Source organism: Nocardioides solisilvae, from assembly GCF_003194625.1.
Lineage (GTDB): Bacteria > Actinomycetota > Actinomycetes > Propionibacteriales > Nocardioidaceae > Nocardioides > Nocardioides solisilvae.
Genome location: NZ_QHKX01000001.1, coordinates 369,650 through 391,159, shown reverse-complemented (window position 1 = coordinate 391,159; position 21,510 = coordinate 369,650). Strand labels below are relative to the sequence as shown.

Genomic DNA, 21,510 nt, shown 5'->3' with positions numbered 1-21,510 from the left:
GGGGAGGAGGAGGCCGGGGGCCTCACTCCTCCTTGGCGGCGGCCGAGGACTCCCTCTGCTTGATCAGGTCCATCACCGTGGAGTCGGCGAGCGTGGTGACGTCGCCGACCTCGCGGTTCTCGGCGACGTCCTTGAGCAGGCGGCGCATGATCTTGCCCGAGCGGGTCTTGGGCAGCTCGGGGACGATCATGATCTGGCGCGGCTTGGCGATCGCGCCGATCTCGTGGGCGACGTGCTTGCGCAGCTCCTCGACGATGTCGGAGCCGCCGTCGCCGGCGGAGTCGCGCAGGATCACGAAGGCGCAGACCGCCTGGCCCGTGGTCTCGTCGGCGGCGCCCACCACGGCCGCCTCGGCGACCTTCGGGTGGGAGACCAGCGCCGACTCGATCTCGGTGGTGGAGAGCCGGTGGCCCGACACGTTCATCACGTCGTCGACGCGGCCGAGCAGCCAGATGTCGCCGTCGTCGTCCTTCTTGGCCCCGTCGCCGGCGAAGTACAGACCTTCCCAGCGCGACCAGTAGGTGTCCTTGAACCGCTGGTCGTCGCCCCAGATCGTGCGCAGCATCGCCGGCCACGGCTCCTTCAGCACGAGGTAGCCGCCGGAACCGTTCGGCACCGAGCGCGCCTCGTCGTCCACCACGTCGGCGGCGATGCCGGGCAGCGGGGTCATCGCCGAGCCGGGCTTGCCGGCGGTCACGCCCGGCAGCGGGGAGATGAGGATCTGGCCGGTCTCGGTCTGCCACCAGGTGTCGACGATGGGGGCGGAGCTTGCGCCGATGTGTTCCCGGTACCACATGTAGGCCTCGGGGTTGATCGACTCACCCACCGACCCGAGCAGCCGGATCGAGGAGAGGTCGAACTTCGCCGGGATGTCGTCGCCCTGCTTCATGAAGGTCCGGATCGCGGTGGGGGCGGTGTAGAAGATCGTCACGCCGTACTTCTCGATGATCTCCCACCAGCGACCCTTGTGCGGCGAGTCGGGCGTGCCCTCGTACATCACCTGCGTCGCGCCGTTGGCGAGCGGCCCGTAGACCATGTAGGAGTGGCCGGTCACCCAGCCGACGTCGGCGGTGCACCAGTAGACGTCGGTCTCGGGCTTGAGGTCGAAGACGGCCCAGTGGGTCCACGAGGTGCCGACGAGGTAGCCGCCGGTGGTGTGCAGGATGCCCTTCGGCTTGCCGGTGGTGCCCGAGGTGTACATGACGTAGAGCGGGTGCTCGGAGTCGTGCAGCTCGGGGGTGTGGTCGGCCGACGCGCCGCCGACGGCGTCGTGCCACCACACGTCGCGCGAGTCGTCCCACTCGACGTCCTGGCCGGTACGGCGCACCACGAGGACCTTCTCGACCTCGCGGCCCTGCGAGGCGACCTTGGCGCACGCCTCGTCGACCGCCGGCTTGAGCGCCGACGGATTGCCGCGGCGGTAGCCGCCGTCGGCGGTGATGACGACCTTCGCCTCGCAGTCGACGACCCGGGAGGCCAGCGCGTCGGCCGAGAAGCCGCCGAAGACCACCGTGTGCGGGGCGCCGAGCCGCGCGCAGGCGAGCATCGCGACGACCGTCTCGGGGATCATCGGCATGTAGATCGCCACCCGGTCGCCCTTGCGGACCCCGAGCTCGGTCAGCGCGTTGGCGGCCCGGCAGACCTCGTCCTTGAGCTGGGCGTAGGTGAGGTCGCGGGCGTCGTCGGCGGGCTCGCCGACCCAGTGCAGCGCCACCTTGTCGCCGCGGCCGGCCTCGACGTGGCGGTCCACGCAGTTCACGGAGGCGTTGATCGTGGCGCCGGTGAACCACTTGGCGAACGGGGGGTTCGACCAGTCCAGCACCTGGTCCCACCGCTGGCCCCAGTCGAGCCGCTCGGCGGCCTCGGCCCAGAAGCCCTCGCGGTCGGCGGTGGCCCGCTCGCAGGCCTCGGCGGTGACGTTGGCCGCGGCGGCCAGCGCGGCCGGCGGCTCGAAGCGACGGTTCTCTTGCAGCAGGTTCGACAGGGTCTCGTCAGCCATGGGGATGGGCTCCTGGGTCGAGTGATGTGTGTGACGGGGGTCTCGTCGTGAATCTACCGAGACCGCCGGGACGTCGTACGGACGGTGGGAGCGTCCCCACCCTCCGTACGACGTCCGCGAGGGGGCGTGCGACGTCCGCGCGGGGCGGGCGCTCAGTGCTGGACGGCCTGCTCGGCGCCCGCGCCGGTGAGGGCGCGGACCTCGAGCTCGGTGTAGCGCTCCGCCGCGTCGGGCTCCTTGGAGGTGACCGACCCGATGAACCCGAGCAGGAAGCCGAGCGGGATCGAGACGATGCCCGGGTTGGCCAGCGGGAACCAGGCGAAGTCGGCGTCCGGGAAGAGCGCCGTCTCGCTGCCGGAGAAGACCGGCGAGAAGATCACCAGGCCGACGGCCGAGATGAGGCCGCCGTAGATGCTCCACACGGCGCCGCGGGTGTTGAAGCCGCGCCAGAACATGTTGTAGAGGATCGCCGGCAGGTTGGCCGAGGCGGCGACTGCGAAGGCCAGCGCCACGAGGAAGGCGATGTTGAGCGACTGGGCCGGGATGGCGAGCAGGATGGCCACGAGGCCGATCACGCCGGCCGCGATCCGCGACACCCTCATCTCCTCCTTCTCGGTGGCCTGTCCCTTGCGGATCACCGAGTTGTAGATGTCGTGGGCCACCGACATCGACGAGGTCAGCGTCAGGCCCGCCACCACCGCGAGGATCGTCGCGAAGGCGACCGCCGCGATCAGGGCGAGCAGGATCGCGCCGCCCACGGTGCCGACGCCGCCGCCGACCACCTCGGCCAGCCGCGGGGCGGCCAGGTTGCCCGCCGCGTCGAAGTCGCCGGGGTCGATCAGCGCCGCGGCGCCGAAGCCCAGGACCAGGGTGAAGAGGTAGAACGTGCCGATCAGTCCGATCGCCCAGAGCACCGACTTGCGGGCGTCCCGCGAGGTCGGGGTGGTGTAGAAGCGGATCAGGATGTGCGGCAGGCCCGCGGTGCCGAGGACCAGGGCGAGGCCGAGCGACAGGAAGTCGATCTTGCTCGTGAGGTCGGCGCCGTACCTCAGGCCCGGCTCGAGGAACGCCTGGCCCGCGCCGTTGTTGGTCGACGCGGCCCCGAGCAGGTCGGAGACGTTGAAGTCGAACTTCAGCAGCACCAGGACGACGATGAGCGCCGAGCCGGTCATCAGGAGGACCGCCTTGACGATCTGCACCCAGGTGGTGCCCTTCATCCCGCCGACGGTGACGTAGAAGATCATCAGGGCGCCCACGATGAAGATCGTGAGGTTCTTGACGGCGCCGCTCTCGACGCCGAGCAGCAGGGCGACCAGGGCGCCGGCGCCGACCATCTGGGCCAGCAGGTAGAAGATCGAGACCGCGACGGTGCTGACCGCGGCGGCGGTGCGGACCGGGCGCTGCTTCATCCGGTAGGCGAGCTGGTCGGCCATCGTGTAGCGGCCCGAGTTGCGCAGCACCTCGGCGACCAGCAGCAGGGCGACGAGCCAGGCGACGAGGAAGCCGATCGAGTAGAGGAAGCCGTCGTAGCCGTAGAGCGCGATGGCGCCGGAGATGCCGAGGAAGGACGCCGCCGACATGTAGTCGCCGCCGATGGCCAGGCCGTTCTGGAAGCCGGAGAAGCCGCGGCCGCCGGCGTAGTAGTCGGCCGCGCCGGAGGTCTGCCGGCTCGCCCAGAAGGTGATGGCGACGGTGAGCGCGACGACGGCGAGGAAGAGGCCCGCGGTGAGGATCTGGTTGCCGTCCATCAGAGGTCGCCCCCCTCGCGGCGCTTGGCCCGGTCGGCCTCGAACGTCTCGTTGAGCTGGCGGGCCAGCGGGTCGAGGTGCTTGTTGGAGTACTGGCTGTAGAGGTAGGCGATCCCGAAGGTCGTGACGAACTGCAGCAGCCCGAAGACGAGCGCCACGTTGATGTTGCCGAACAGCACCGTGTTCATGAAGCCGGGGGCGAACATCGACATCACCACGTACAGCGCGTACCAGCTCATGAAGCCGACGGTGGCGGGGACGATGAAGCGGCGGTACTGGTGGCGCAGCCGGTCGAACTCCGGCTGCTCGGCGAGGTGGTCGTAGATCGGGTCGTGGCGCGCGGCCTGGTCGTGGTGGCTCACGTGGGCTCCCTTCCTGGGTGATCCCCGAGTTTTGTGATCTGACTCACGGTGGCGCAGGTCACACGAGCCGCGCGAGGGGGTGCGCGGATCGGGTCGCCCAGCGGCGCGCGCGCGTCGCCCAGCGGTCGGTACGCCGCGACGAGCGGTCGCTGGACCGCGCGGAGGGCGGTCGCGGGTTACGGTGACCCCCGATGTGCGCACGAGGGCCGGCGACGGGGAGGGAGCGGAGCCTGATGAGGGTCCCCAGCGACAGGACGGGGGCGGCCGCGGCGGGGCTGACCCTCGCGGTGCTCGCGGTGGCCGACATCGTGACGCCGTCCGACCTGGTCGCGCTCTCCCCGCTCTTCGCGCTCTCCCCGGTGGTGGCGGCCGCCGTGCTCCCTGCCCGCGCGACTGCCGCGTTCGCGGCGTCCGCCCTCCTGGCCGCCGTCGTGTCGGGGTGGTGGAACGGCAACGCCGACACCGCCCAGCACCTGGTCCGGATCCTCGACGTGGCCGTGATGGGCGCCGCGGCCGTGGCCGTGGCGGCCTTCCGGGTGCGCCGCGAGCAGCAGGTGCAGCGGCTCACCCTGCTCGCCGACGTCGCGCAGCGGGCCGTGCTGCCGGTGCTGCCCGCCCACGCCCGGCGCGTCGACATCGCTGCGCGCTACCAGTCGGCCGTCGTGGACGCCGTGATCGGCGGCGACCTCTACGACTGCTACCACTCCCGCGACCACACGCGCTTCCTCCTCGGCGACGTGCGGGGCAAGGGCATCGAGGCGATCGAGCAGGCGGCCCGGGTGATCCGCGCCTTCCGGCAGGCCGCCGCCGTCCAGGGCGACCTGCGGGACGTCGCGGAGGACATGGACAGCTACCTCCAGCCCTTCTTCGACGAGGAGGAGTTCGTCACCGCCGTCCTCCTCGACACCACCGACGCCGACCGCCCGGTGCTGGTGAGCGCCGGCCACCCGCCGCCCCTGCTGGTCCGTCCCGACGGCTCGTGCGAGCTCGTCGAGGTCCCCGCGGACCTCCCGCTCGGGCTGGGCCTGGGCTTCTCCCAGCACGCCTTCACCTGGCAGCCGGGCGACCGGCTGCTCCTCTACACCGACGGGCTGAGCGAGGCCCGAGACGAGGCGGGGGACTTCCTGGACCTGCGGACGCTGGCCCCGGTGGTGCGCGCGGGCGCGGTGCACGACGCCGTGGACCGGGTCCTCGAGGCGGTGTCGGCGCACGCCGTGGACGGCTTCCTCGGCGACGACGTCGCCCTGATGCTGCTCGAGCACACGGCCACCGGCCAGGAGTACCTCCCGCGCCAGGGCCAGCACGACTGGGCGACCTCGCTGCCCCGGTGACCGCCCCCCCCCCCCGGGGACGGACGTCGGTCAGCCCCGGTCCAGCGGAAGGCTCTCGGGGGTGTGCAGGCGGACCATGAAGCGCCGCGCGTCCACCCGGGAGCGTCCCCGGGTGGCGAGGCTGACGACGACCATCGTGGCGAAGGCCGCCGGCACGCTCCAGGCGGCCGGCTGGCCGAGCAGGACCGGCGCCCACCCCTCGGTCGCCGTCGTGAGCAGGGTCCAGGCCACGGCGAAGCCGGAGCCCAGGCCGCCGACCAGCAGGCCGGCGACGGCCCCGGCGGCGGTCAGGTCGCGCCACCAGATGCCCAGGACCAGCAGCGGGCAGAAGGTGGAGGCGGCCACCGCGAAGGCCAGCCCCACCACCCGGGCCACCCCCACGTCCATGGACGCGAGCGCCAGCACGCCCGGCACGACCACGGCCAGCACGGCGCCGACCCGGAAGGCGGTGACGCCCGACAGCCGGCGGTCGCCGTACCGGCGCCCGGTCACGTCCTGCCCCAGCACACCGGCGACCGCGATGGTCAGACCCGACGCGGTGGAGAGGAAGGCGGCGAACGCCCCCGCCGTCAGCAGGCCCGTCAGCACGTCGCCGCCGACCCCCGGCAGCATCAGCCGGGGCAGCTCGAGCACGAGCGTGTCGGTCGCGCCGCCGTCCGCGAGGTCGGCGGCGTACACCCGACCGAGCGCCCCGTAGACGGGGGGCAGCAGGTAGAAGAGGCCGAGCAGGCCGAGCACGGCCAGCGTCGTGCGCCGGGCCGCGCGCCCGTCGGGGTTGGTGTAGAAGCGGACCACCACGTGCGGCAGTCCCATGGTGCCGAGGAACGTCGCCACGATCAGCGAGTAGGTGACGTAGAGGCCCTGCGCCCCGCCCTCGCCGAGCGGGATCGACCAGATCCCTGCGCTGCCCGGGCCGTCGGCGTCGGCCGGATTGACGGCCCCGTCGCCCACCCAGACCGCGACCAGGACGGCGGCCGGCACCAGCAGGGCGGTCAGCTTGAACCAGTACTGGAAGGCCTGGACGAAGGTGATCGAGCGCATCCCGCCCGAGGTGACGTTGGCCAGCACGACGAGGCTCACGACCAGGGTGCCGACCCAGGGCGGGGCCCCCACCGCCTGGCGCAGCACCAGGCCGGCGCCCTGGAACTGGGGCAGCAGGTAGAGCCAGCCGATGGCGACCACGAGCACCGAGCAGACGGCGCGGGCGCCCCGCGACTGCAGCCTCGCCTCGGCGAAGTCGGGCAGCGTGTAGGCCCCCGAGCGGCGCAGCGGGGCGGCGACGAGGACCAGCAGCACGAGGTAGCCGGCGGTCCAGCCGACGGGGTACCAGAGCATGTCGGCGCCGAAGGTGAGGACGAGCGCCGCCACCCCGAGGAACGACGCGGCGGAGAGGTACTCCCCGCCGATGGCCGACGCGTTGAGCCCCGGCCGCACGGTCCGGGAGGCGACCATGAAGTCGCTGGTGGTCCGGGAGAAGCGCAGCCCCCAGGTGCCGATCGCCAGCGTGGTCACCGCCACCAGCACCACGCCGACCAGGGCGGCCCAGGAGTCGATCACGTCCCGTCGACCTCCTCGTCGGGCATCGCCTCGGCCACCAGCTCGGCGAAGGCGCGCTCGTTCTCCTCGGCCCGGCGCACGTGCCACCAGCCCAGCCCCAGCAGCCAGGGGTAGACCAGCACCCCCAGCAGCAGCCACGGCACCGGCACCCCGAGCAGCCGCACCTCGGCGAGGTGGGGGAAGAGGTGGAAGACCAGGGGGAGGGAGCCCACGCTGACCGCGAGCAGCGACAGGGTCGCCAGCGCCAGGCGCCGCTGCTCCCCGACGAGGCTGCCCATGAGGATCGCCCCGATCCGCGTGCCGGCGTCGATGTCGCCCGTGCCCGGTCGCCGGGCGGTGCCGTGGTGGCGCGGGGGGCCGGTCACCCGGACCCGCTCGGGCGGGTGGTTCACGAGCCGGCCCGCCGGACCAGGAGGTCGCGCAGCTGACGGGTGTGCCGGCGGCTGACCGCCAGCTCCTGGCCGCCCACCACCACCGTGCAGCGGCCGGCGTCCATCCGGACCTCGTCGACGTGGGCCAGGGAGACCAGCAGCGAGCGGTGCACCCGCACGAAGCCAGCCTCGGCCCAGTCGGCCTCCAGGGTGGAGAGGGGGGTGCGGACCAGGTGGGAGCCGGCCGCGGTGTGCAGGCGCGCGTAGTCGCCCTGGGCCTCCACGTGGGTGACCGTGCTGCGGGCCACGAAGCGGGTGACCCCGCCGCGCTCGACCGGGATCTGCTCGTCGCCGCCGGCCGCGGGGGCGGCGGCACCCGACGCGGCCGCCCGACGCTCCTGCACCCGGCGCAGGGCCTCGGCCAGCCGCTCCTCGCGGACCGGCTTGAGCACGTAGTCCACCGCCCGGAGCTCGAAGGCGTCCACGGCGTGCTGCTCGTGGGCGGTGACGAAGACGATCGGGGGCGGCACCTTGAACCGGGCGAGCACCTGGGCCACCTCGAGCCCGCTGAGCCCCGGCATCGAGATGTCGAGCAGCACCACGTCGGCGTCCCACTCCCGCAGCACCCGCAGCGCCTCGGTCGCGGAGTCGCAGGTGCGGATCTCGCCCACCCGGGGGTCGCGGGCCAGCAGCCAGGCGAGCTCGTCGAGGGCGGGGCGCTCGTCGTCGACGACCAGCACGGCCAGCGCCTCGTCCGGCACGGCGCTCACGCGTGCACCCCGGGGGCGAACTTGGGGACCCGGACGATCACCTTGGTGCCGGCCCCGGGCGCGGTCTCCACCACCAGGCCGTAGTCGTCCCCGAAGGCGTTGCGCAGCCGGGCGTCGACGTTGCCCAGGCCCACCGAGTCGAGGCTGCCGTCGCCGGCCAGCGCGCGGCGCACCCGCTCGGGGTCCTCGCCGACGCCGTTGTCCTCGACCTCGATGAGGCACTCGTGGTCGAGGTCGCGGGCGACGATGCTCAGCCGCCCGACGCCGTCGAGGGCGCCCAGCCCGTGCCGGACGGCGTTCTCGGCCAGCGGCTGGATGCACAGGAACGGCACGGTCACGGGGAGCACCTCGGGCGCCACCTGCAGCGTGACCCGGAGCCGGTCGCCGAACCGCGCCTGCTCCAGGATCAGGTAGCGCTCGATCGAGCGCAGCTCCTCGGCGAGCGTCGTGAACTCGCCGTGGGAGCGGAAGGAGTAGCGGGTGAAGTCGGCGAACTCCAGCAGCAGCTCGCGCGCCCGGTCGGGGTCGGTGCGGACGAAGCTGGCGATCGCGCCGAGCGAGTTGTAGATGAAGTGCGGGCTGATCTGGGCCCGCAGGGCGCGCACCTCCGCCTCCATCGCCCGGGTCCGCTGCGCGTCCAGCTCGGCGAGCTCCAGCTGCCCGCTGACCCACTGGGCGACCTCGTGCGTGGCCAGCACCAGGCCGGCCGACGGCTGGGGTGCGAACGCCATCAGCACCCCCACGATCCGGTCCTCCACCACGAGCGGGGTCGCGATGGCGTGCCGCACCGGACAGGTCGGGTCCTCGCAGGGGAGGTCGGAGGCGTCGGCGGTCCGGGTGCTGCCGTGCTCGACGGCGGGGCCGATGAGGGCCGGGACGTGGCCGGCGTGGTGGCTCCCGTCGCCGTCCCAGGCCAGCAGCCCCGCCGTGTCGGTGAGGGCGACCGCGGGGGAGCCCAGGAGCGCCCGCAGGTGGGGCACCGCCTGGGCCGCGCTCGCCCCGGTCAGCCCCTGCCGCAGCGCGGGCGAGGCCAGCGACGCGGTGTGCAGCGTGTGGAAGGTGGCGCGGTCGGCCTCGGTGCCCAGCGGCGTGCGTCGCAGGAACCCCGGCCAGGCGCTCATGTGACGCAGGTTACCGGCGTTCGCACGCCTTCCGCTTCTCGGTGCGGCAGACGTCCCGCCCCGCGCCGCCGTCGCCGCGGTCCCGCCCGGGCCCGCCGAAAAGCTTGTCGCGCCCGACCCCGCCCACCAGCCGGTCGGGCCCCGCCCCGCCGAGCAGCTTGGCCCGCTTGCGGCAGTCGAGGGTCTCGTCGTCGAGCCGGCGCAGCAGGTCGCGGCCCCCGAGGCCGTAGGCCCGCACGGTGCAGCCGCCGACCACGAGGCGGTTGGCGCTGTCGTCGCCCTTGGCGGTGGCGTTGCGGGCCACCAGCGTCACGTCGTCGAAGCCGGCCAGCGACGCGGTCTGGCCGCCGCGCTGCCGGCCGCCGCGGAAGACGCGACCGAGGCTGAGGTCGACGGTGAGCCGGTCGCCGGGGGAGAGCAGGCTGAGCTCGTCGCGGCCGTCGCCCGCGTCGTACCGGCTCGTCGCGGGGGCCTGGGGCGGGGCGACCACCTCGTCGTTGCCCGGCCCCATCGCCACGACCACCTCGCCCACCGGCCCGCCGGCGGGGTGGACGTAGACGAGCCGCTCGTTGCTGGGGCTGCCGAGGAAGGTGAAGCGGCCGGTGGTGGGCAGCACCTCGAACCGCTCGAAGGCGGTGAAGTCGTGCTGCCGCTTCTTCGCGCGGTTGAGCAGCCCCTTGGTGTTGTCGAGCCACCACGGTGCGCTGCCGGAGAGGTCGAGGTCGAGGACGTCGCTGTTGCGTCCGCCCGAGACCGCGGTGGCCTTCCCCGCGCTGACGCCGCGCAGCACCAGCCGGTCGTTGCCGTCGCCCAGGTCGACCACGTCGTCGTTGTCCTCCCCGGCCGTGCCGGAGCGGACGGTGTCGTCGCCGCCCCCGGTGAGGATCGTGTCGGCGTCGGTGTCGGGGACCAGCTCCTCGGCGTGGGTGCCGACGGTGTCGGCCCCGTCGCCGCCGTGGAACTGGTCGGCGCCCGGGCCGAGCCAGGCGCTCACGGGCGCCCCGCCCGCGCTCACGGAGTCGACGACGTCGGCGCCGGTCGCGGTGTCGACGTACGCCGTCCCGCCGGTCACGCAGACCACGTCGTCGCCGCCGAGCGTGCTCACCACGGTCGCGCCGTTGGTGACCACGACGTCGTTGCCGGGCGTGCCGGTCAGGGGGACCCCCGGCGTGCCGAGGATCGTGGTGGTGGCGCCCCGGCAGGTGGCGGCGGCCTGGGCGGGCCCCGCGAGGGCGAGCACCGCGAGGGTGGTCGCCCCGAGGCTCCCGGCGGTCAGGACGGCGGCGATCCTGCGAGCGGACCTGCTAGCGGACCTGCTAGCGGACTGGTGGTGGCGCATGGCTTCTCTCCCTGGTGACCCGAGCACGTGCGCGTCATCCTGCCGCGATCCGCCGACAGCCAAACCTCCCGGACGGGACCGACCGCGCCGACCTCAGCGGAAGTCGATGAGCAGCATGTCGGTGTCGGTGCCGTCTGAGAGGAACCGCTCCCGGCTGCGGGCGCGCCGGGCCGCCTCCGCGTCGTCCCCCGCGTCGTCCCCCGAGTCGGGCTCCCCGGCCGCCCCCGTCGCCGGGGGCTCGGGGGTCGGCTCCGCCCCCTCGCCGAAGAGGCCGGGCTGATGGACCACCTGGGTGCGCAGGCAGCGGACGAGGTGCGGCAGCTGCATGCCGTCCATGCCGCGGCCGTACTCGGCGTACAGGTCACGGACGTCGGCGACGACGTCCTCCTGCTCCTCGGGCGGCAGCCCCGCGACGTGGGAGTGGGAGAGCACGAGGTGGCGGACGGTCTCGGCGTTGACGTCCTGCCACGCCTTGAAGGTCTTCTCCTCCACGAAGCTGAAGAGCGGGCTGCGCACGAGCACGTCGCGCAGCGGCTCCCGCTCCTCGGGCGGGCCGTCCAGCAGCCGGCCGAGGCGCCGTACCCAGGGGATCCGGGTGTCCCGCTCGTTCCAGACCAGCGCGAGGTGGCCGCCCGGGCGCAGGGCCCGCGCGATGGTGGGCAGCGCCTCCTCGGGGTCGAAGCGGTGGAAGGCCGCGGCGACGACGACCACGTCGACCGACCGGTCGGGCACGCAGGGCTCCTCGGCGCGGGCGACGAGGGTGCGGACCCCGGGCACCCGCTCCGACAGCACCTCCAGCATGGCCGGCTCCGCGTCGGTCGCCAGCACGTCGTGGCCCGCCGCGACCAGGTGCCGGGTCAGCTGTCCGGTGCCGGCGCCCAGCTCCAGGACGGTCCGGGCCTGACCGCCCACCAGCCAGTCGGAGGACTCCTGCGGGTAGCCGGGGCGGCCGCGGTCGTAGAGCCGCGCCGCCTCCCGTGCGGTGCGGGCGCGGGTCACCTCGCTCGGGGGTTGCTCGCTGGTCATTGGTCCGAGGCTACTAGCGTGACCCGGGTGAGCAGGGACCCCTTGGCGTGGTTGGCGGAGCTCGAGGGCGTCTCCTCGGCGCTGGCGGCGACCCGCGACGGCATCGACGTCATGCTGCGCGACCGCGGGCTGCGCCGCACCTCGCCCGAGACGACGGCCGAGTCGCTGGCCCGCGGCGCCCACGCCTCCGCGGTGCTGGAGGGGTCGACCTCCGGGCTGGCCGACCTTTCCGAGGGACGCGGCGACGCGGTCGCCCAGGACGCGCTCCGGCTCTCGGCGGTGCTGCTGGGCAACGCGCCGCTGCTGGGCAGCGCCCCGCTCCAGGCCCTGGCCCGGCTGCACGCCGTCGCTGCCGCCACCAGCCTCCCCGAGGAACAGCTCGGACGGCCCCGGGACGCCGCCTCCGCCGCGCTGCTGCGCCGGGTCGCCGACCTGCTGCTGGCCCCCACCGAGGCGCCCGCGCTGCTGGTCGCCGCCGTCGCGCACGCCGAGATCGCGACCGGGGAGCCGTTCGGCTCCCACAACGGGATGGTCGCCCGGGCGGTCGAGCGGCTGGTCCTCGTGGCCCGGGGCGTCGACTCCAAGTCGCTCGTCGTGCCGGAGGCCGGCCACCTGGCGCTGCGCCCGCAGTACGAGTCGAACCTCCGCGGCTACCGGGACGGTGGCGAGCGCGGGGCCCACGCGTGGGCGCTGTACGCCGCCGAGGCGTTCGCCGCCGGCGCCGAGGCGAGCCCGCTGCGACGGGGCCCGGCCTGAGCATGCGAGCGGCACCCGTGCCGCGTGGGATCGGGTGCCGCCGCTGACACGTGGGACCCGGCTACCAGGCGTGCATCAAAGTAGTGGTCCGCGGACCTGCCGCCCTGACCAGCGCCCTTTCGAAGGGATGATCGCCGCGTGGGTACCGGGTTCACGTGCTGCTCTGTGGAGTTCTGACTCCTTTGTACGCCTCTCCCGGTGGGGGTTCAAGGCCTTGACTTTGTGACGTGCGTCTGGGTCGGCGACGGCCCCGTCGGACGCCGACGGAGGGCTCAGGCCTGGCCCGTGCGGCGGCGTGAACTGGCCCAGACCAGGCTGCCGACGGCGACCGCGCCGCCCACCGCGAGGGCGGCCAGGGTCTGCCTGGCGGGGAGCACGCGGGAGCGCAGGGCCACCGGCCGGGTGAAGGTCAGGATCGGCCACCCGCGCTCGGTCGCGACCCGGCGCAGCTCCCGGTCGGGGTTGACCGCGAAGGGCTGCCCGACCGCCTCGAGCATCGGCACGTCGGTGACCGAGTCGCTGTAGGCGTAGGAGGCGTCGAGGTCGTAGCCGCACTCGGCAGCCAGCGCCTCGACGGCGCGGGCCTTCTCCTCGGCGTAGGCGTAGTACTCGATCTCCCCGGAGTAGCGACCGTCGACGATCTCGAGCCTGGTTGCGACGACCCGGTCGGCGCCGAGCATCTCGGCGATCGGCCCCACCACCTCGGCGCCGCTCGCGGAGACGACGACCACGTCGTGGCCGGCGAGCCGGTGCTCCTCGATGAGGTCGACCGCCTCGTCGTAGACGATCGGCTCGACGACGTTGTGCAGGGTGTCGGCCACGATCTCGCGGACGGTCGCGACGTCCCACCCTGCGACCAGCTGGGACATGAACCGGCGCAGCCGCTCCATCTGGTCGTGGTCGGCGCCGCCGACCAGGTAGACGAACTGGGCGTAGGCGGAGCGCAGCATCGCGCGGCGGGTGATCAGGCCGCCGGCCTGGAAGGGGCGGCTGAACGCGAGCGTGCTCGACTTGGCGATGATCGTCTTGTCGAGGTCGAAGAAGGCCGCAGCCGCGCCAGGCATGCCCTCCATGCTAGGTCGCCGGCCCCGCCGAGGCGGGCGAACGGCGCCGTCCGCGCGCCGCTCGGCCTCCACAGGCCGTGTGTCCCGGGCGCTTCTCCACAGGCGCGGCGGGCGCGGCCGTCGGCGGGGCGAGAGGGTCGGCAGGGTTCCCCGCATGCACGAGTCGAGGGACGCTCAGGGGTTCGGGACGGCGCCGCTGCTGCTGGTCAGCGCGGACCCGGCCCTGGTCGAGGAGGTACACCGCCTGGCGGCGGGGGCGGGGGTGATGCCCCACGTCGCGGGCGGCGCCGCGGAGGCGTTGGCTGCCTGGTCGGGAGCGGGGGCGGTGCTCGTCGGGGCCGACCTGGCGGGCCGCCTGGCCCTCCTGCGCCCGCCGCGCCGTCCGGGCGTCCACCTCGTCGCCCGGCAGGAGCCGGAGGAGGCCGAGTTCCGCCGGGCGGTCGAGCTCGGCGCCGAGGCGGTGCTCCACCTCGAGCGGGCGGCCGGGTGGGTGGCGGGGCTGATGGCCGACCTGGTCACCCAGCGGCGGCGCGGTCACGTCGTCGCCGTCCGGGCCGGCTCGGGCGGGGCCGGTGCGACCACCCTGGCGTGCGCGCTGGGCCAGGTCGCCGCGCGCAGCGGACCGGTCCTGGTGGTCGACGCGGACCCGGGCGGGCCGGGGGCCGGCCGGGTGCTGGGGCTCGACGGGGAGCCCGGCCTGGGGTGGGAGGGGCTCGCCGGCACCAGCGGCCGGCTCTCCGGGGTCTCGCTGCGCGACGCCGTGCCCCGCCGCGGCGGGCTGGGGGTGCTGACGTGGGGCGGAGGGGCCGAGCCGCCACCGGCCGAGGTGCTCCGCGAGGCCCTGGAGGCCGCGCGCCGGGTGCACGACCTGGTCGTCGTCGACCTGCCCCGCCTGCCGGGGGCGGCGGCCGAGGAGGTGCTGGCGCGCAGCGACCGCCTCCTCGTGGTGCTGAGGCCGACCCTGACCAGCGTCGCGGCCACCGCGCGGGTGCTCGAGGGCGGTCCCGGGCGGGCGGGCCTGGTGCTCCGGGGACGCGGCCTGGCGCCGGCGGCCGTGGAGCGGACGGTGGGCGCCCCCGTGCTGGTCGCCATGGCCGAGCAGCGCGGCCTGGAGGAGTCGGTCGAGCTGGGCCTGGGGCCGGCGCGGGCCCGGCGGGGCCCGCTGGCGCGGGCGGCGACGGAGCTGCTGGTCGGGCTGGGAGAGCCGTGGGCCGCCTGAGCGGTCCGGCCCCGGCCACCGTCGAGGCGGTCCGCGAGGAGCTCGCGCGGGAGGCCGGGGAGGTCACGCCCCACCGGGTGGCCGAGGTGCTGCGCCGCCAGGGTCGGCCGGTCGGCGACGAGGCCGTGCGGGCCATCCACGAGCTGCTCCGGCGCACAGCCTACGGCGTCGGCGTGCTCGAGCCGCTGGTCCGCGACGAGAGCGTCACCGACGTGCTGGTCAACGGCCCGGGCCCCGTGTGGGTGGACCGTGGCCGGGGCCTGGAGCAGACGGCCGTCGAGCTCGCCGACGAGGCCGAGGTGCGACGCCTCGCGCAGCGGCTCGCGAGCCTCGGGGGTCGTCGGCTCGACGACGCGACCCCGTGCTGCGACGTGCGGCTCCCCGACGGGACCCGCTTCCACGCCGTGCTGGCCCCGGTCGCCCGGCCCGGGACGCTGATCTCCCTGCGGGTGCCCCGCCAGCGGGCCTTCGGGCTGGACGAGCTGGTCGCCGCGGGCACGCTCACCGCCCCGGGTGCCCGGCTGCTGCGCGACGTGGTGGCCAGACGGCTCGCCTTCCTCGTCAGCGGCGGCACCGGGTCGGGGAAGACGACGCTGCTCTCCACCGTGCTGGGGCTGGTCCCCGACCACGAGCGGATCGTGCTGGTGGAGGACTCCTCCGAGCTGCGGCCCGACCATCCCCACGTCGTGGCGCTGGAGGCGCGGCCCGCCAACGTCGAGGGCGAGGGTGCGCTCGACCTGCGCCTGCTGGTCCGGCAGGCGCTCCGGATGCGCCCCGACCGGCTGGTCGTCGGCGAGGTGCGCGGCGCCGAGGTCGTCGACCTGCTGGCCGCGATGAACACCGGCCACGAGGGCGGGGCCGGCACCCTCCACGCCAACGCGGCCACCCAGGTCGTCGCCAGGGTCGAGGCCCTCGCCGCGACCGCCGGGCTGGGGCGGCAGGCCGCGGCGAGCCAGCTGGGGGCGGCGGTCGACCTGGTGCTGCACGTGGTGCGCGGGCCCGACGGCGTGCGCCGGCTGGCGGAGGTGGCGGTGCCCACCCGGGTCGGCGACCAGGTCGTGGTGGTGCCGGCCCTCACCTTCGACGCCGACGGCGGCCTGCGGGAGGGCCCGGCGGCCGACGCCCTGGCGGCCCGGCTGTGAGCCCGTGGGAGGGCCCCGAGTGGCTGGCGGTGGCCGCCGTCGTGGCCGCGACGCTGCTGTCCCGCCCGCGCCCCGCGAGCCCCGCGCCACCCCGGCGGGCCGGGCGGGCCGACGGGCGGGACGCCGCAGGGCTGCCCGTCGTCGGGGTGGGGCTGCTGGCGCTCGCCGCTGGAACGGGGTGGCTGGGCGCCCGCGACGTGGCGCTGGCCGGGACGGGGGCGGCGGTCGTGGCCGGGGTGCTCGGCCTCGCCGCCCGCGGACGACGGCGCCGGGCCGAGGCGGCGCTGGCCGACGAGGTGCTGGAGGCGTGCTCCGCCCTCGCAGACGAGCTCCGGGCCGGACGGAGCCCGGAACGGGCGCTCGAGCTCGCCGCCCGCGACTGCCGGGAGCTGGAGCCCGCGCTCCGAGCCGCTCGGCTGGGGGCCGACGTGCCGGCGGCGCTGCGCCGGGGTCGTCACCGGGACCTGCGCCTCCTCGCGGCGGCCTGGCAGGTCTCCCACCGCAGCGGCGAGGGGCTGGCGACGGCGCTGGGCCGGGTGGCGGACGGTCTGGTGCGGGCGCGGGCGACCCGGCAGGTCGTCGCCTCCGAGCTGGCCTCGGCCCGCTCGACCGCACGGCTGCTGGTGGCGCTGCCCGGGCTCGCCCTGCTCGCCGGTGGCGGCGCAGGCGGACGCCCTTGGGAGTTCCTCCTCACCACGACGGTCGGGGTGGCCTGCCTCGTCGGCGGCCTCGCACTCGCCCTCGGTGGGCTGTGGTGGATCGAGGCGATCGCCGGCGACGTGGAGCGTGGGCCGTGAGCGGGGCGGCGTCCCAGGCCCTGCTCGCCGGGGTGCTGGTCGCGGTCGCCGCGCTCCTCGGCCCGCCGTGGCGGGTCGCGCCCCGCGGCCCCGCGCCGCCCGGGGACGGGTCGGGCACGGCGGGGCTGGGCACGGCGGGGTTGGCCACGTCGGGACCGGGCGCGCGGACCCGGCAGGCGGGGGTCTCCGTGCTGGCGGGGGTGGGGGTGCAGCTCTTCCTGGGCGGGACGCCCGGCGCGGTGGCCGGTGCGGTGGCGGCGCTGGGGTGTTGGCGGGTGCTGGGCAGCGCGGAGCCGGCGGTCGTGCGTCGGGCCCGGGCGAGGGCGGCCCGCGACCTCCCGCACCTGGTCGGGCTGATGGCGGCCGGGCTGCGGGCGGGCGCCCCGCCCGGCCACGCGCTGGCGGCCGCCTGCGCCGCCCTGCCGGGTGAGGCGGCCGACGCGCTGGCGCCGACCACGGCCCGTCTCGCCCTCGGGGTCGACCCCGTCACCGTCTGGTCGGACCTGGCCGGGTCCGGGGCCGGCGACGCCCCGACGACGGAACCGGGGGTGGCGGTGCTGGGCCGGACCCTGGCGCGCTCCCACCAGACGGGCGCCTCGGTGCGGGAGACCGTCGAGGCCCTGGCCGACCAGCTGGCGGAGCGGGAGCGGGCGGGTGCCGAGGACCGCGCGAGGGCGGTCGGGGTGCGCGCGGCGCTGCCGCTGGGGCTCTGCCTGCTGCCGGCGTTCCTGCTCCTGGGCGTCGTGCCCGTGGTCGCCGGGCTGGCCGCCCAGCTCGGCGTCCGCTGAGCCGGGCCGGCGGGACGACCCTTGACAGGGTCCGGCGAGTGCCGCCAGCGTGTGGTCCCTCGCCGGCGCGTCCGGGCGCGCGGGGGTGGCGAGGACCCAGCAGGGAGGGCCGGGTTGTGCGTACGACCAACGTGGGGGCTGCACACGTGCGCCCCGGGAGGGTGACGGCGTGGGTGCCGTCGCGCCGGTGCGAGGCCGCGTGGCGGGACGCGCCACCCGACCCGCGCCCGCTCACCGTGGACCAGCACCACCACCTGGTGGCCTCGCTCGGCCACGCGGGGGAGGACCCCGCGGAGGCGCCGTGGATCGGCTTCTCCTGCCGCCTCGAGAGCGCCGAGCCGTCGTCCGTGGCGGCGGCGCTGGCGAGCTTCTTCGACCGGCACGAGGGCCTGCGCTGCGACTACCGGCGCGCGGGCGACGGGTTCACCCGCGTGGTGCTGCCGCCCGGCGCGACCGAGTTCGAGCCGCTGGCCTTCGGGGTGCTGGACGACGCCCGGGCGGCCCACGCCTGCGTGACCGAGCACCTCTCCGCCACCGCCCAACCGCACGTCTGGCCGCGGGCCGGGTTCCTCACAGTCGACGACGGCGTCCACGTCACGCTGTACGCCGCCTTCGACCACGTCGCCTTCGACCTCGGGTCGCTGCACGCCGCCGTCGACGAGATCCCGTTGCTGCACCGGGCCTACGCGCGGGGCGACGGGCCCGACCCCCTCCTGGCCCTGCCAGCCAGCCACCTCGACCACGCGGTCGCCGAGCGGGAGCGACTCGCGGGCGTGGGCCCCGACGACCCGCGGCTCGAGCCCTGGCGCGCGCTCCTCGCTGGCGGCGGGGTGCCGGGGCTGCCGCCGGCCTCGGGCGTGCGGCGCACCGACCGGCTGGCCCACGAGCTGGTCTCCATGCCCCTGGCGACGGCTGGCGAGACCGGCGAGCTGGCCGAGCTGCTGGCCGAGCGGGAGACCCGCCTGGAGGACGCCCTGCTGGCGTTGGCGCTGCGCGCGGTCGCGGCGCTGGAGGGCGTGGCACCCGTGGCGGTCCCGGCGCTGCTCGCGGTCCCGGGGCGCAGCGAGGAGCAGGCCGGCTCGATCGGCTGGTTCACGGGGATCGTCCCGCTCCCGCTCGTGGTGGACCCCGCGGCCCCGCTGGTCGCGCTCGCGCGCGAGGTCCGCGAGACCTGCGACCGGTCGGGCGTCGAACCGCTGCCGGCGCCCGTGGTCAGCCGGCTCCTCGGCGTGCCGGTGCGCCCCAGCTTTGTCCTCGCGGTGGTCGACCACCGGACGGGTCCGGGGGTGGAGGCCTGGCGCACGCACCGGGCCCAGGCCTACCTCGGGCACGTGCCGGCGGGGGACCAGCTCCACCTGTGGATCAGCTGCCTGCCGGAGCGCACCTTCCTCGAGGCACGGCACCCCGCGACGCCGGAGTGCGGGGCCTGGGTGGCGACGCTGTCGGTCACGATCCGCCGGGCCGTGCTGGCCGAGCTCGACCCCCGCCCGGCCCCGGCGCGCGCGCCGGCCGTCGCCCCGGCAGGATGACGCGGGTGCCCCACGTCGACCCCTCCGCCGAGGACCTCGCCGAGTTCTGGGCGTCCGCGCCCGACGAGCCCTTCGTCATGCTCAACCTGCTGCGCTACGCCGCCGACGGCGGGCGGGAGCGGTACGCCGAGTACCTGCGCCGGGCCGCGCCGTACGTCGAGCAGGTCGGGGCGCGTGTGCTCTACCTCGGCCAGGGCGGGCCGACCCTGGTCGGCGACGAGCCGTGGGACAGCGTGATGCTGGTCTGGTACCCCTCGCCGGGGGCCTTCCGCCGCATGCTCGAGGCGCCCGGCTACGCCGAGGTCGCCGAGCTGAGGAGTGCCGCCCTGGCGGCGGCGGTGCTCGAGCCCACGCGCCCCACCGGGCCCTCCCGACCCGCGTAGCGGCCGCTGGCGGTGCACAGGGCCCGCGGCCTCCGGGGTTCCCCACAGGAGAGCCGCCGCCCGCCGCCGTCCGTCTCCGTTCCCGGACAGGCTCGTCCCCGGACGACCGCAGCGGGCGGTCGCAGCGAGGGAGGAGTGCCGATGGAGATCGACCGGGAGACGGAGCAGCAGCACGAGCAGGTGCAGGACGCGGGTGCGCCGGAGGGCGGCCGCGACGAGCGGGGCATCACGACGGCGGAGTACGCGGTCGGCACCGCCGCCGGGGCCGGCCTGGCCGGCCTGCTCTTCAAGCTGCTGACGGGCGGCTTCGGCGACAACCTGCTCAAGACGCTCTTCGACCACGTGCTCGAGCTGCTGGGCATCGGGTGACCCGGACCCGTCGTCCCGGGCGGCGCCGCGACCAGGGCGGGGCGGTGACCGCCGAGCTCGCGCTCGGCATCCCGGTGCTCGTGGCGCTGGTCCTGGTGCTGGCGTGGATGGTCTCCCTCGGGATCGCCCAGGTGCGGGTCGTCGACGCCGCCCGGGAGACCGCGCGTGCGCTGGCGCGGGGCGACTCCCGGGCGGACGCGCTCGCCCTGGGGCGACGGGTCGCGGGGCCCGGCTCCGGCATCGAGGTGGAGGTCGGCGAGGGGGTGGTCGTGGTCCGGGTCAGGGCCACGACCCTCCGTGCCCCGGGTCGGCTGGGCGACTTGCGGACCCCCACGGTGCAGGCCGAGGCCGTGGCGGCCCTGGAGGTGCCGCCGTGACGCGGCGGGCCCGGTCGGAGCGGGGAGCGGCGACCGTCCTGGTGGTCGCGGGGGCCGGGGTGCTGCTCCTCGTCGCCGGTGCGGTCGCGGGCGTCGTCGGGCTGGTGCACGCCCACCGCACGGCGCAGGCCGCCGCCGACCTGGCGGCCCTGGCGGGAGCGACGGAGCAGCTGGCCGGCGGTGACGGGTGCGGTCGGGCGGGGGTGCTGGCCGAGGCCAACGGGGCCGCGCTGGTCCGCTGCCGCGCCACCGCCGCGTGGCTCGAGGTGGAGGTCGAGGTGGCACCGCCCGCCGTGCTGGGCACCATCGGCACCCTGCGGGCGGTCGCCCGGGCGGGCCCGGACCTCGGGGGCACCGTCAGCCCCGCACGCGTCCCCTCCGCGCGGCCCGCCAGCCGACCCCGAGGGCCAGGACGACGAGACCCGTCGCCACCGAGGCCGCGGGCAGCGTGACGACGAGCACGACGCAGCCGGCGGCGCCGACGACCTGGAGGAGGCGCGGGAAGCGCCGGTGGGTGGCGTCCTGGGTGAGCGCGGAGAGGTTGGCCACGAGGTAGTAGAGGAGGACCCCGAAGGAGGAGAAGCCGATCGCCCCGCGCAGGTCGACGGAGAGCGCGAGCGCGCAGACCACCGCGGCGAGCGCGACCTCGGCCCGGCGCGGCACGTGGAAGCGCGGGTGGACGGCCGCCAGCCAGCCCGGCAGGTCCTGCTCGCGGGCCATGGCGAGGGTGGTGCGCCCGATCCCCGCGACGAGGGCGAGCAGCGCGCCCAGGGCGGCCGCGGCGGCCCCGACCCGCACGGCCGGGCCTGCCCAGGGCCACGGGCCGGTGGCGACGGCGGCCGCGAGGGGGGAAGGCGTCGCGGCCACCCCGTCCGCCCCGAGTGCGGACAGCAGGGCGACGGCCACCAGCGCGTAGACGGCGACGGCGGCGGTCAGGGCGAGCTGGACCGCCCGCGGGATGGTCCGGGCCGGGTCGCGGACCTCCTCGCCGAGGGTGGCGATCCGCGCGTAGCCCGCGAAGGCGAAGAAGAGGAGACCGGCCGACTGCAGCACGCCGTACCAGCCGAGGTCGGCCTCGAGCGGGACGGCGGCGCGTCCGGGGTCGGCCCCGTCGGCGAGCAGGCTGGCCGTCACCGCGACGGCGAGGGAGGCGAGCGCCACGGCGAGCAGGACGCGGGTGAGCCGGGCGGTCCGGGTGACGCCGCGGTAGTTGACGGTCGCCAGGGCCACCACGGCGACGACGGCGACCGGTCGCTCCCAGCCCGCGGGGGCGGCGTACGCGGCGAAGGTGAGGGCCATCGCGGCGCAGCTGGCGGTCTTGCCCACCACGAAGCCCCAACCGGCCAGGAAGCCCCACCACTCCCCAGCCGCTCCCGGCCGTAGACGTAGGTGCCGCCGGAGGTGGGGTACTCCGCGGCGAGCTGGGCCGAGGAGGTGGCGTTGCAGTAGGCGACCACCACCG

At 75.8% G+C, this 21,510-nt stretch carries 22 protein-coding genes; 11 read left to right on the top strand and 11 right to left on the bottom strand.

Going from position 1 to position 21,510, the window contains the following annotated elements:
- Nucleotides 1–22 precede the first annotated feature (22 nt).
- The 3 genes from acs to DNK53_RS01835 all read right to left on the bottom strand — a co-directional run bounded on the left by acs (nucleotide 23) and on the right by DNK53_RS01835 (nucleotide 4,109).
- Complete coding sequence (acs, locus tag DNK53_RS01845) at nucleotides 23–1,999, bottom strand: acetate--CoA ligase (protein WP_110180599.1); 1,977 nt, start codon at nucleotides 1,997–1,999, stop codon at nucleotides 23–25.
- A 152-nt stretch (nucleotides 2,000–2,151) separates the two neighbouring features.
- Nucleotides 2,152–3,747, bottom strand: coding sequence for a solute symporter family protein (locus DNK53_RS01840; RefSeq protein ID WP_110180598.1), 1,596 nt, complete (start codon nucleotides 3,745–3,747; stop codon nucleotides 2,152–2,154).
- On the bottom strand, nucleotides 3,747–4,109 hold the full coding sequence (locus DNK53_RS01835; protein ID WP_110180597.1) for a DUF485 domain-containing protein: 363 nt from the start codon (nucleotides 4,107–4,109) through the stop codon (nucleotides 3,747–3,749). Before DNK53_RS01835 ends, DNK53_RS01840 begins: the two co-directional genes overlap by 1 nt.
- 233 nt (nucleotides 4,110–4,342) lie before the next feature.
- Here DNK53_RS01835 and DNK53_RS01830 point away from each other — a divergent pair, with 233 nt between their 5' ends.
- On the top strand, nucleotides 4,343–5,440 hold the full coding sequence (locus DNK53_RS01830; RefSeq protein ID WP_162599711.1) for a PP2C family protein-serine/threonine phosphatase: 1,098 nt from the start codon (nucleotides 4,343–4,345) through the stop codon (nucleotides 5,438–5,440).
- Between the two features lie 30 nt (nucleotides 5,441–5,470).
- On the opposite strand, the gene DNK53_RS01825 is transcribed toward DNK53_RS01830, so the two are convergent.
- From DNK53_RS01825 to DNK53_RS01800, 6 genes are all read right to left on the bottom strand, one after another.
- A complete protein-coding gene (locus DNK53_RS01825) occupies nucleotides 5,471–6,997 on the bottom strand; it encodes a sodium/solute symporter (protein ID WP_239456319.1) in 1,527 nt (508 codons plus the stop codon).
- On the bottom strand, nucleotides 6,994–7,362 hold the full coding sequence (locus DNK53_RS01820) for a hypothetical protein (RefSeq protein WP_239456318.1): 369 nt from the start codon (nucleotides 7,360–7,362) through the stop codon (nucleotides 6,994–6,996). The genes DNK53_RS01825 and DNK53_RS01820 overlap by 4 nt, the downstream gene beginning before the upstream one ends.
- Nucleotides 7,363–7,385: 23 nt before the next feature.
- A complete protein-coding gene (locus DNK53_RS01815) occupies nucleotides 7,386–8,138 on the bottom strand; it encodes a LytR/AlgR family response regulator transcription factor (protein ID WP_110180594.1) in 753 nt (250 codons plus the stop codon).
- Nucleotides 8,135–9,259: a histidine kinase gene (locus tag DNK53_RS01810; protein ID WP_110180593.1), complete on the bottom strand. Its 1,125-nt coding sequence runs from the start codon at nucleotides 9,257–9,259 to the stop codon at nucleotides 8,135–8,137. The genes DNK53_RS01815 and DNK53_RS01810 overlap by 4 nt, the downstream gene beginning before the upstream one ends.
- A gap of 10 nt (nucleotides 9,260–9,269) precedes the next feature.
- The gene (locus DNK53_RS18280; RefSeq protein ID WP_204163706.1) at nucleotides 9,270–10,598 is read right to left on the bottom strand and encodes a hypothetical protein; all 1,329 of its coding nucleotides are present in this window, start codon (nucleotides 10,596–10,598) and stop codon (nucleotides 9,270–9,272) included.
- A gap of 93 nt (nucleotides 10,599–10,691) precedes the next feature.
- Nucleotides 10,692–11,624 carry a class I SAM-dependent methyltransferase gene (locus DNK53_RS01800; RefSeq protein ID WP_110180591.1) on the bottom strand — a complete coding sequence of 311 codons (933 nt, stop codon included), beginning with the start codon at nucleotides 11,622–11,624 and terminating at the stop codon, nucleotides 10,692–10,694.
- 27 nt (nucleotides 11,625–11,651) lie between these two features.
- Here DNK53_RS01800 and DNK53_RS01795 point away from each other — a divergent pair, with 27 nt between their 5' ends.
- A complete protein-coding gene (locus DNK53_RS01795; protein WP_110181348.1) occupies nucleotides 11,652–12,380 on the top strand; it encodes an oxidoreductase in 729 nt (242 codons plus the stop codon).
- Between the two features lie 272 nt (nucleotides 12,381–12,652).
- Here the strand turns inward: DNK53_RS01795 and DNK53_RS01790 are convergent, their stop codons facing one another.
- On the bottom strand, nucleotides 12,653–13,444 hold the full coding sequence (locus DNK53_RS01790) for an HAD family hydrolase (RefSeq protein ID WP_239456317.1): 792 nt from the start codon (nucleotides 13,442–13,444) through the stop codon (nucleotides 12,653–12,655).
- A 154-nt stretch (nucleotides 13,445–13,598) separates the two neighbouring features.
- Here DNK53_RS01790 and ssd point away from each other — a divergent pair, with 154 nt between their 5' ends.
- From ssd to DNK53_RS01750, 9 genes are all read left to right on the top strand, one after another.
- Complete coding sequence (gene ssd, locus DNK53_RS17670) at nucleotides 13,599–14,663, top strand: septum site-determining protein Ssd (protein ID WP_204163705.1); 1,065 nt, start codon at nucleotides 13,599–13,601, stop codon at nucleotides 14,661–14,663.
- Nucleotides 14,651–15,805 carry a TadA family conjugal transfer-associated ATPase gene (locus tag DNK53_RS01785; protein WP_204163704.1) on the top strand — a complete coding sequence of 385 codons (1,155 nt, stop codon included), beginning with the start codon at nucleotides 14,651–14,653 and terminating at the stop codon, nucleotides 15,803–15,805. The genes ssd and DNK53_RS01785 overlap by 13 nt, the downstream gene beginning before the upstream one ends.
- On the top strand, nucleotides 15,802–16,602 hold the full coding sequence (locus DNK53_RS01780) for a type II secretion system F family protein (RefSeq protein WP_110180588.1): 801 nt from the start codon (nucleotides 15,802–15,804) through the stop codon (nucleotides 16,600–16,602). Before DNK53_RS01785 ends, DNK53_RS01780 begins: the two co-directional genes overlap by 4 nt.
- A complete protein-coding gene (locus tag DNK53_RS01775; protein ID WP_110180587.1) occupies nucleotides 16,599–17,390 on the top strand; it encodes a type II secretion system F family protein in 792 nt (263 codons plus the stop codon). The genes DNK53_RS01780 and DNK53_RS01775 overlap by 4 nt, the downstream gene beginning before the upstream one ends.
- A 146-nt stretch (nucleotides 17,391–17,536) precedes the next feature.
- Nucleotides 17,537–18,919 carry a condensation domain-containing protein gene (locus DNK53_RS01770; RefSeq protein ID WP_162599710.1) on the top strand — a complete coding sequence of 461 codons (1,383 nt, stop codon included), beginning with the start codon at nucleotides 17,537–17,539 and terminating at the stop codon, nucleotides 18,917–18,919.
- 5 nt (nucleotides 18,920–18,924) lie between these two features.
- Nucleotides 18,925–19,302 (top strand): DUF1330 domain-containing protein, encoded by a 378-nt coding sequence (locus DNK53_RS01765; protein ID WP_204163703.1) that lies wholly within the window; start codon nucleotides 18,925–18,927, stop codon nucleotides 19,300–19,302.
- A 141-nt stretch (nucleotides 19,303–19,443) separates the two neighbouring features.
- A complete protein-coding gene (locus tag DNK53_RS01760) occupies nucleotides 19,444–19,671 on the top strand; it encodes a DUF4244 domain-containing protein (RefSeq protein ID WP_110180584.1) in 228 nt (75 codons plus the stop codon).
- A gap of 44 nt (nucleotides 19,672–19,715) precedes the next feature.
- Nucleotides 19,716–20,048 carry a TadE family type IV pilus minor pilin gene (locus tag DNK53_RS01755; RefSeq protein WP_162599709.1) on the top strand — a complete coding sequence of 111 codons (333 nt, stop codon included), beginning with the start codon at nucleotides 19,716–19,718 and terminating at the stop codon, nucleotides 20,046–20,048.
- A complete protein-coding gene (locus tag DNK53_RS01750) occupies nucleotides 20,045–20,500 on the top strand; it encodes an Rv3654c family TadE-like protein (protein ID WP_110180582.1) in 456 nt (151 codons plus the stop codon). Before DNK53_RS01755 ends, DNK53_RS01750 begins: the two co-directional genes overlap by 4 nt.
- Here DNK53_RS01750 and DNK53_RS01745 read toward each other — a convergent pair.
- Nucleotides 20,406–21,374: an APC family permease gene (locus tag DNK53_RS01745; protein WP_239456316.1), complete on the bottom strand. Its 969-nt coding sequence runs from the start codon at nucleotides 21,372–21,374 to the stop codon at nucleotides 20,406–20,408. The genes DNK53_RS01750 and DNK53_RS01745 overlap by 95 nt on opposite strands.
- Nucleotides 21,375–21,510: the final 136 nt, after the last annotated feature.

What these genes read in the sequence shown, in the direction of transcription:
- acs (WP_110180599.1), bottom strand. Translation starts at nt 1,999, where the DNA reads ATGGCTGACGAGACCCTGTCGAACCTGCTGCAAGAGAACCGTCGCTTC.
- DNK53_RS01840 (WP_110180598.1), bottom strand. Translation starts at nt 3,747, where the DNA reads ATGGACGGCAACCAGATCCTCACCGCGGGCCTCTTCCTCGCCGTCGTC.
- DNK53_RS01830 (WP_162599711.1), top strand. Translation starts at nt 4,343, where the DNA reads ATGAGGGTCCCCAGCGACAGGACGGGGGCGGCCGCGGCGGGGCTGACC.
- DNK53_RS01810 (WP_110180593.1), bottom strand. Translation starts at nt 9,259, where the DNA reads ATGAGCGCCTGGCCGGGGTTCCTGCGACGCACGCCGCTGGGCACCGAG.
- DNK53_RS18280 (WP_204163706.1), bottom strand. Translation starts at nt 10,598, where the DNA reads ATGCGCCACCACCAGTCCGCTAGCAGGTCCGCTAGCAGGTCCGCTCGC.
- DNK53_RS01800 (WP_110180591.1), bottom strand. Translation starts at nt 11,624, where the DNA reads ATGACCAGCGAGCAACCCCCGAGCGAGGTGACCCGCGCCCGCACCGCA.
- DNK53_RS01790 (WP_239456317.1), bottom strand. Translation starts at nt 13,444, where the DNA reads ATGCCTGGCGCGGCTGCGGCCTTCTTCGACCTCGACAAGACGATCATC.
- ssd (WP_204163705.1), top strand. Translation starts at nt 13,599, where the DNA reads ATGCACGAGTCGAGGGACGCTCAGGGGTTCGGGACGGCGCCGCTGCTG.
- DNK53_RS01760 (WP_110180584.1), top strand. Translation starts at nt 19,444, where the DNA reads ATGGAGATCGACCGGGAGACGGAGCAGCAGCACGAGCAGGTGCAGGAC.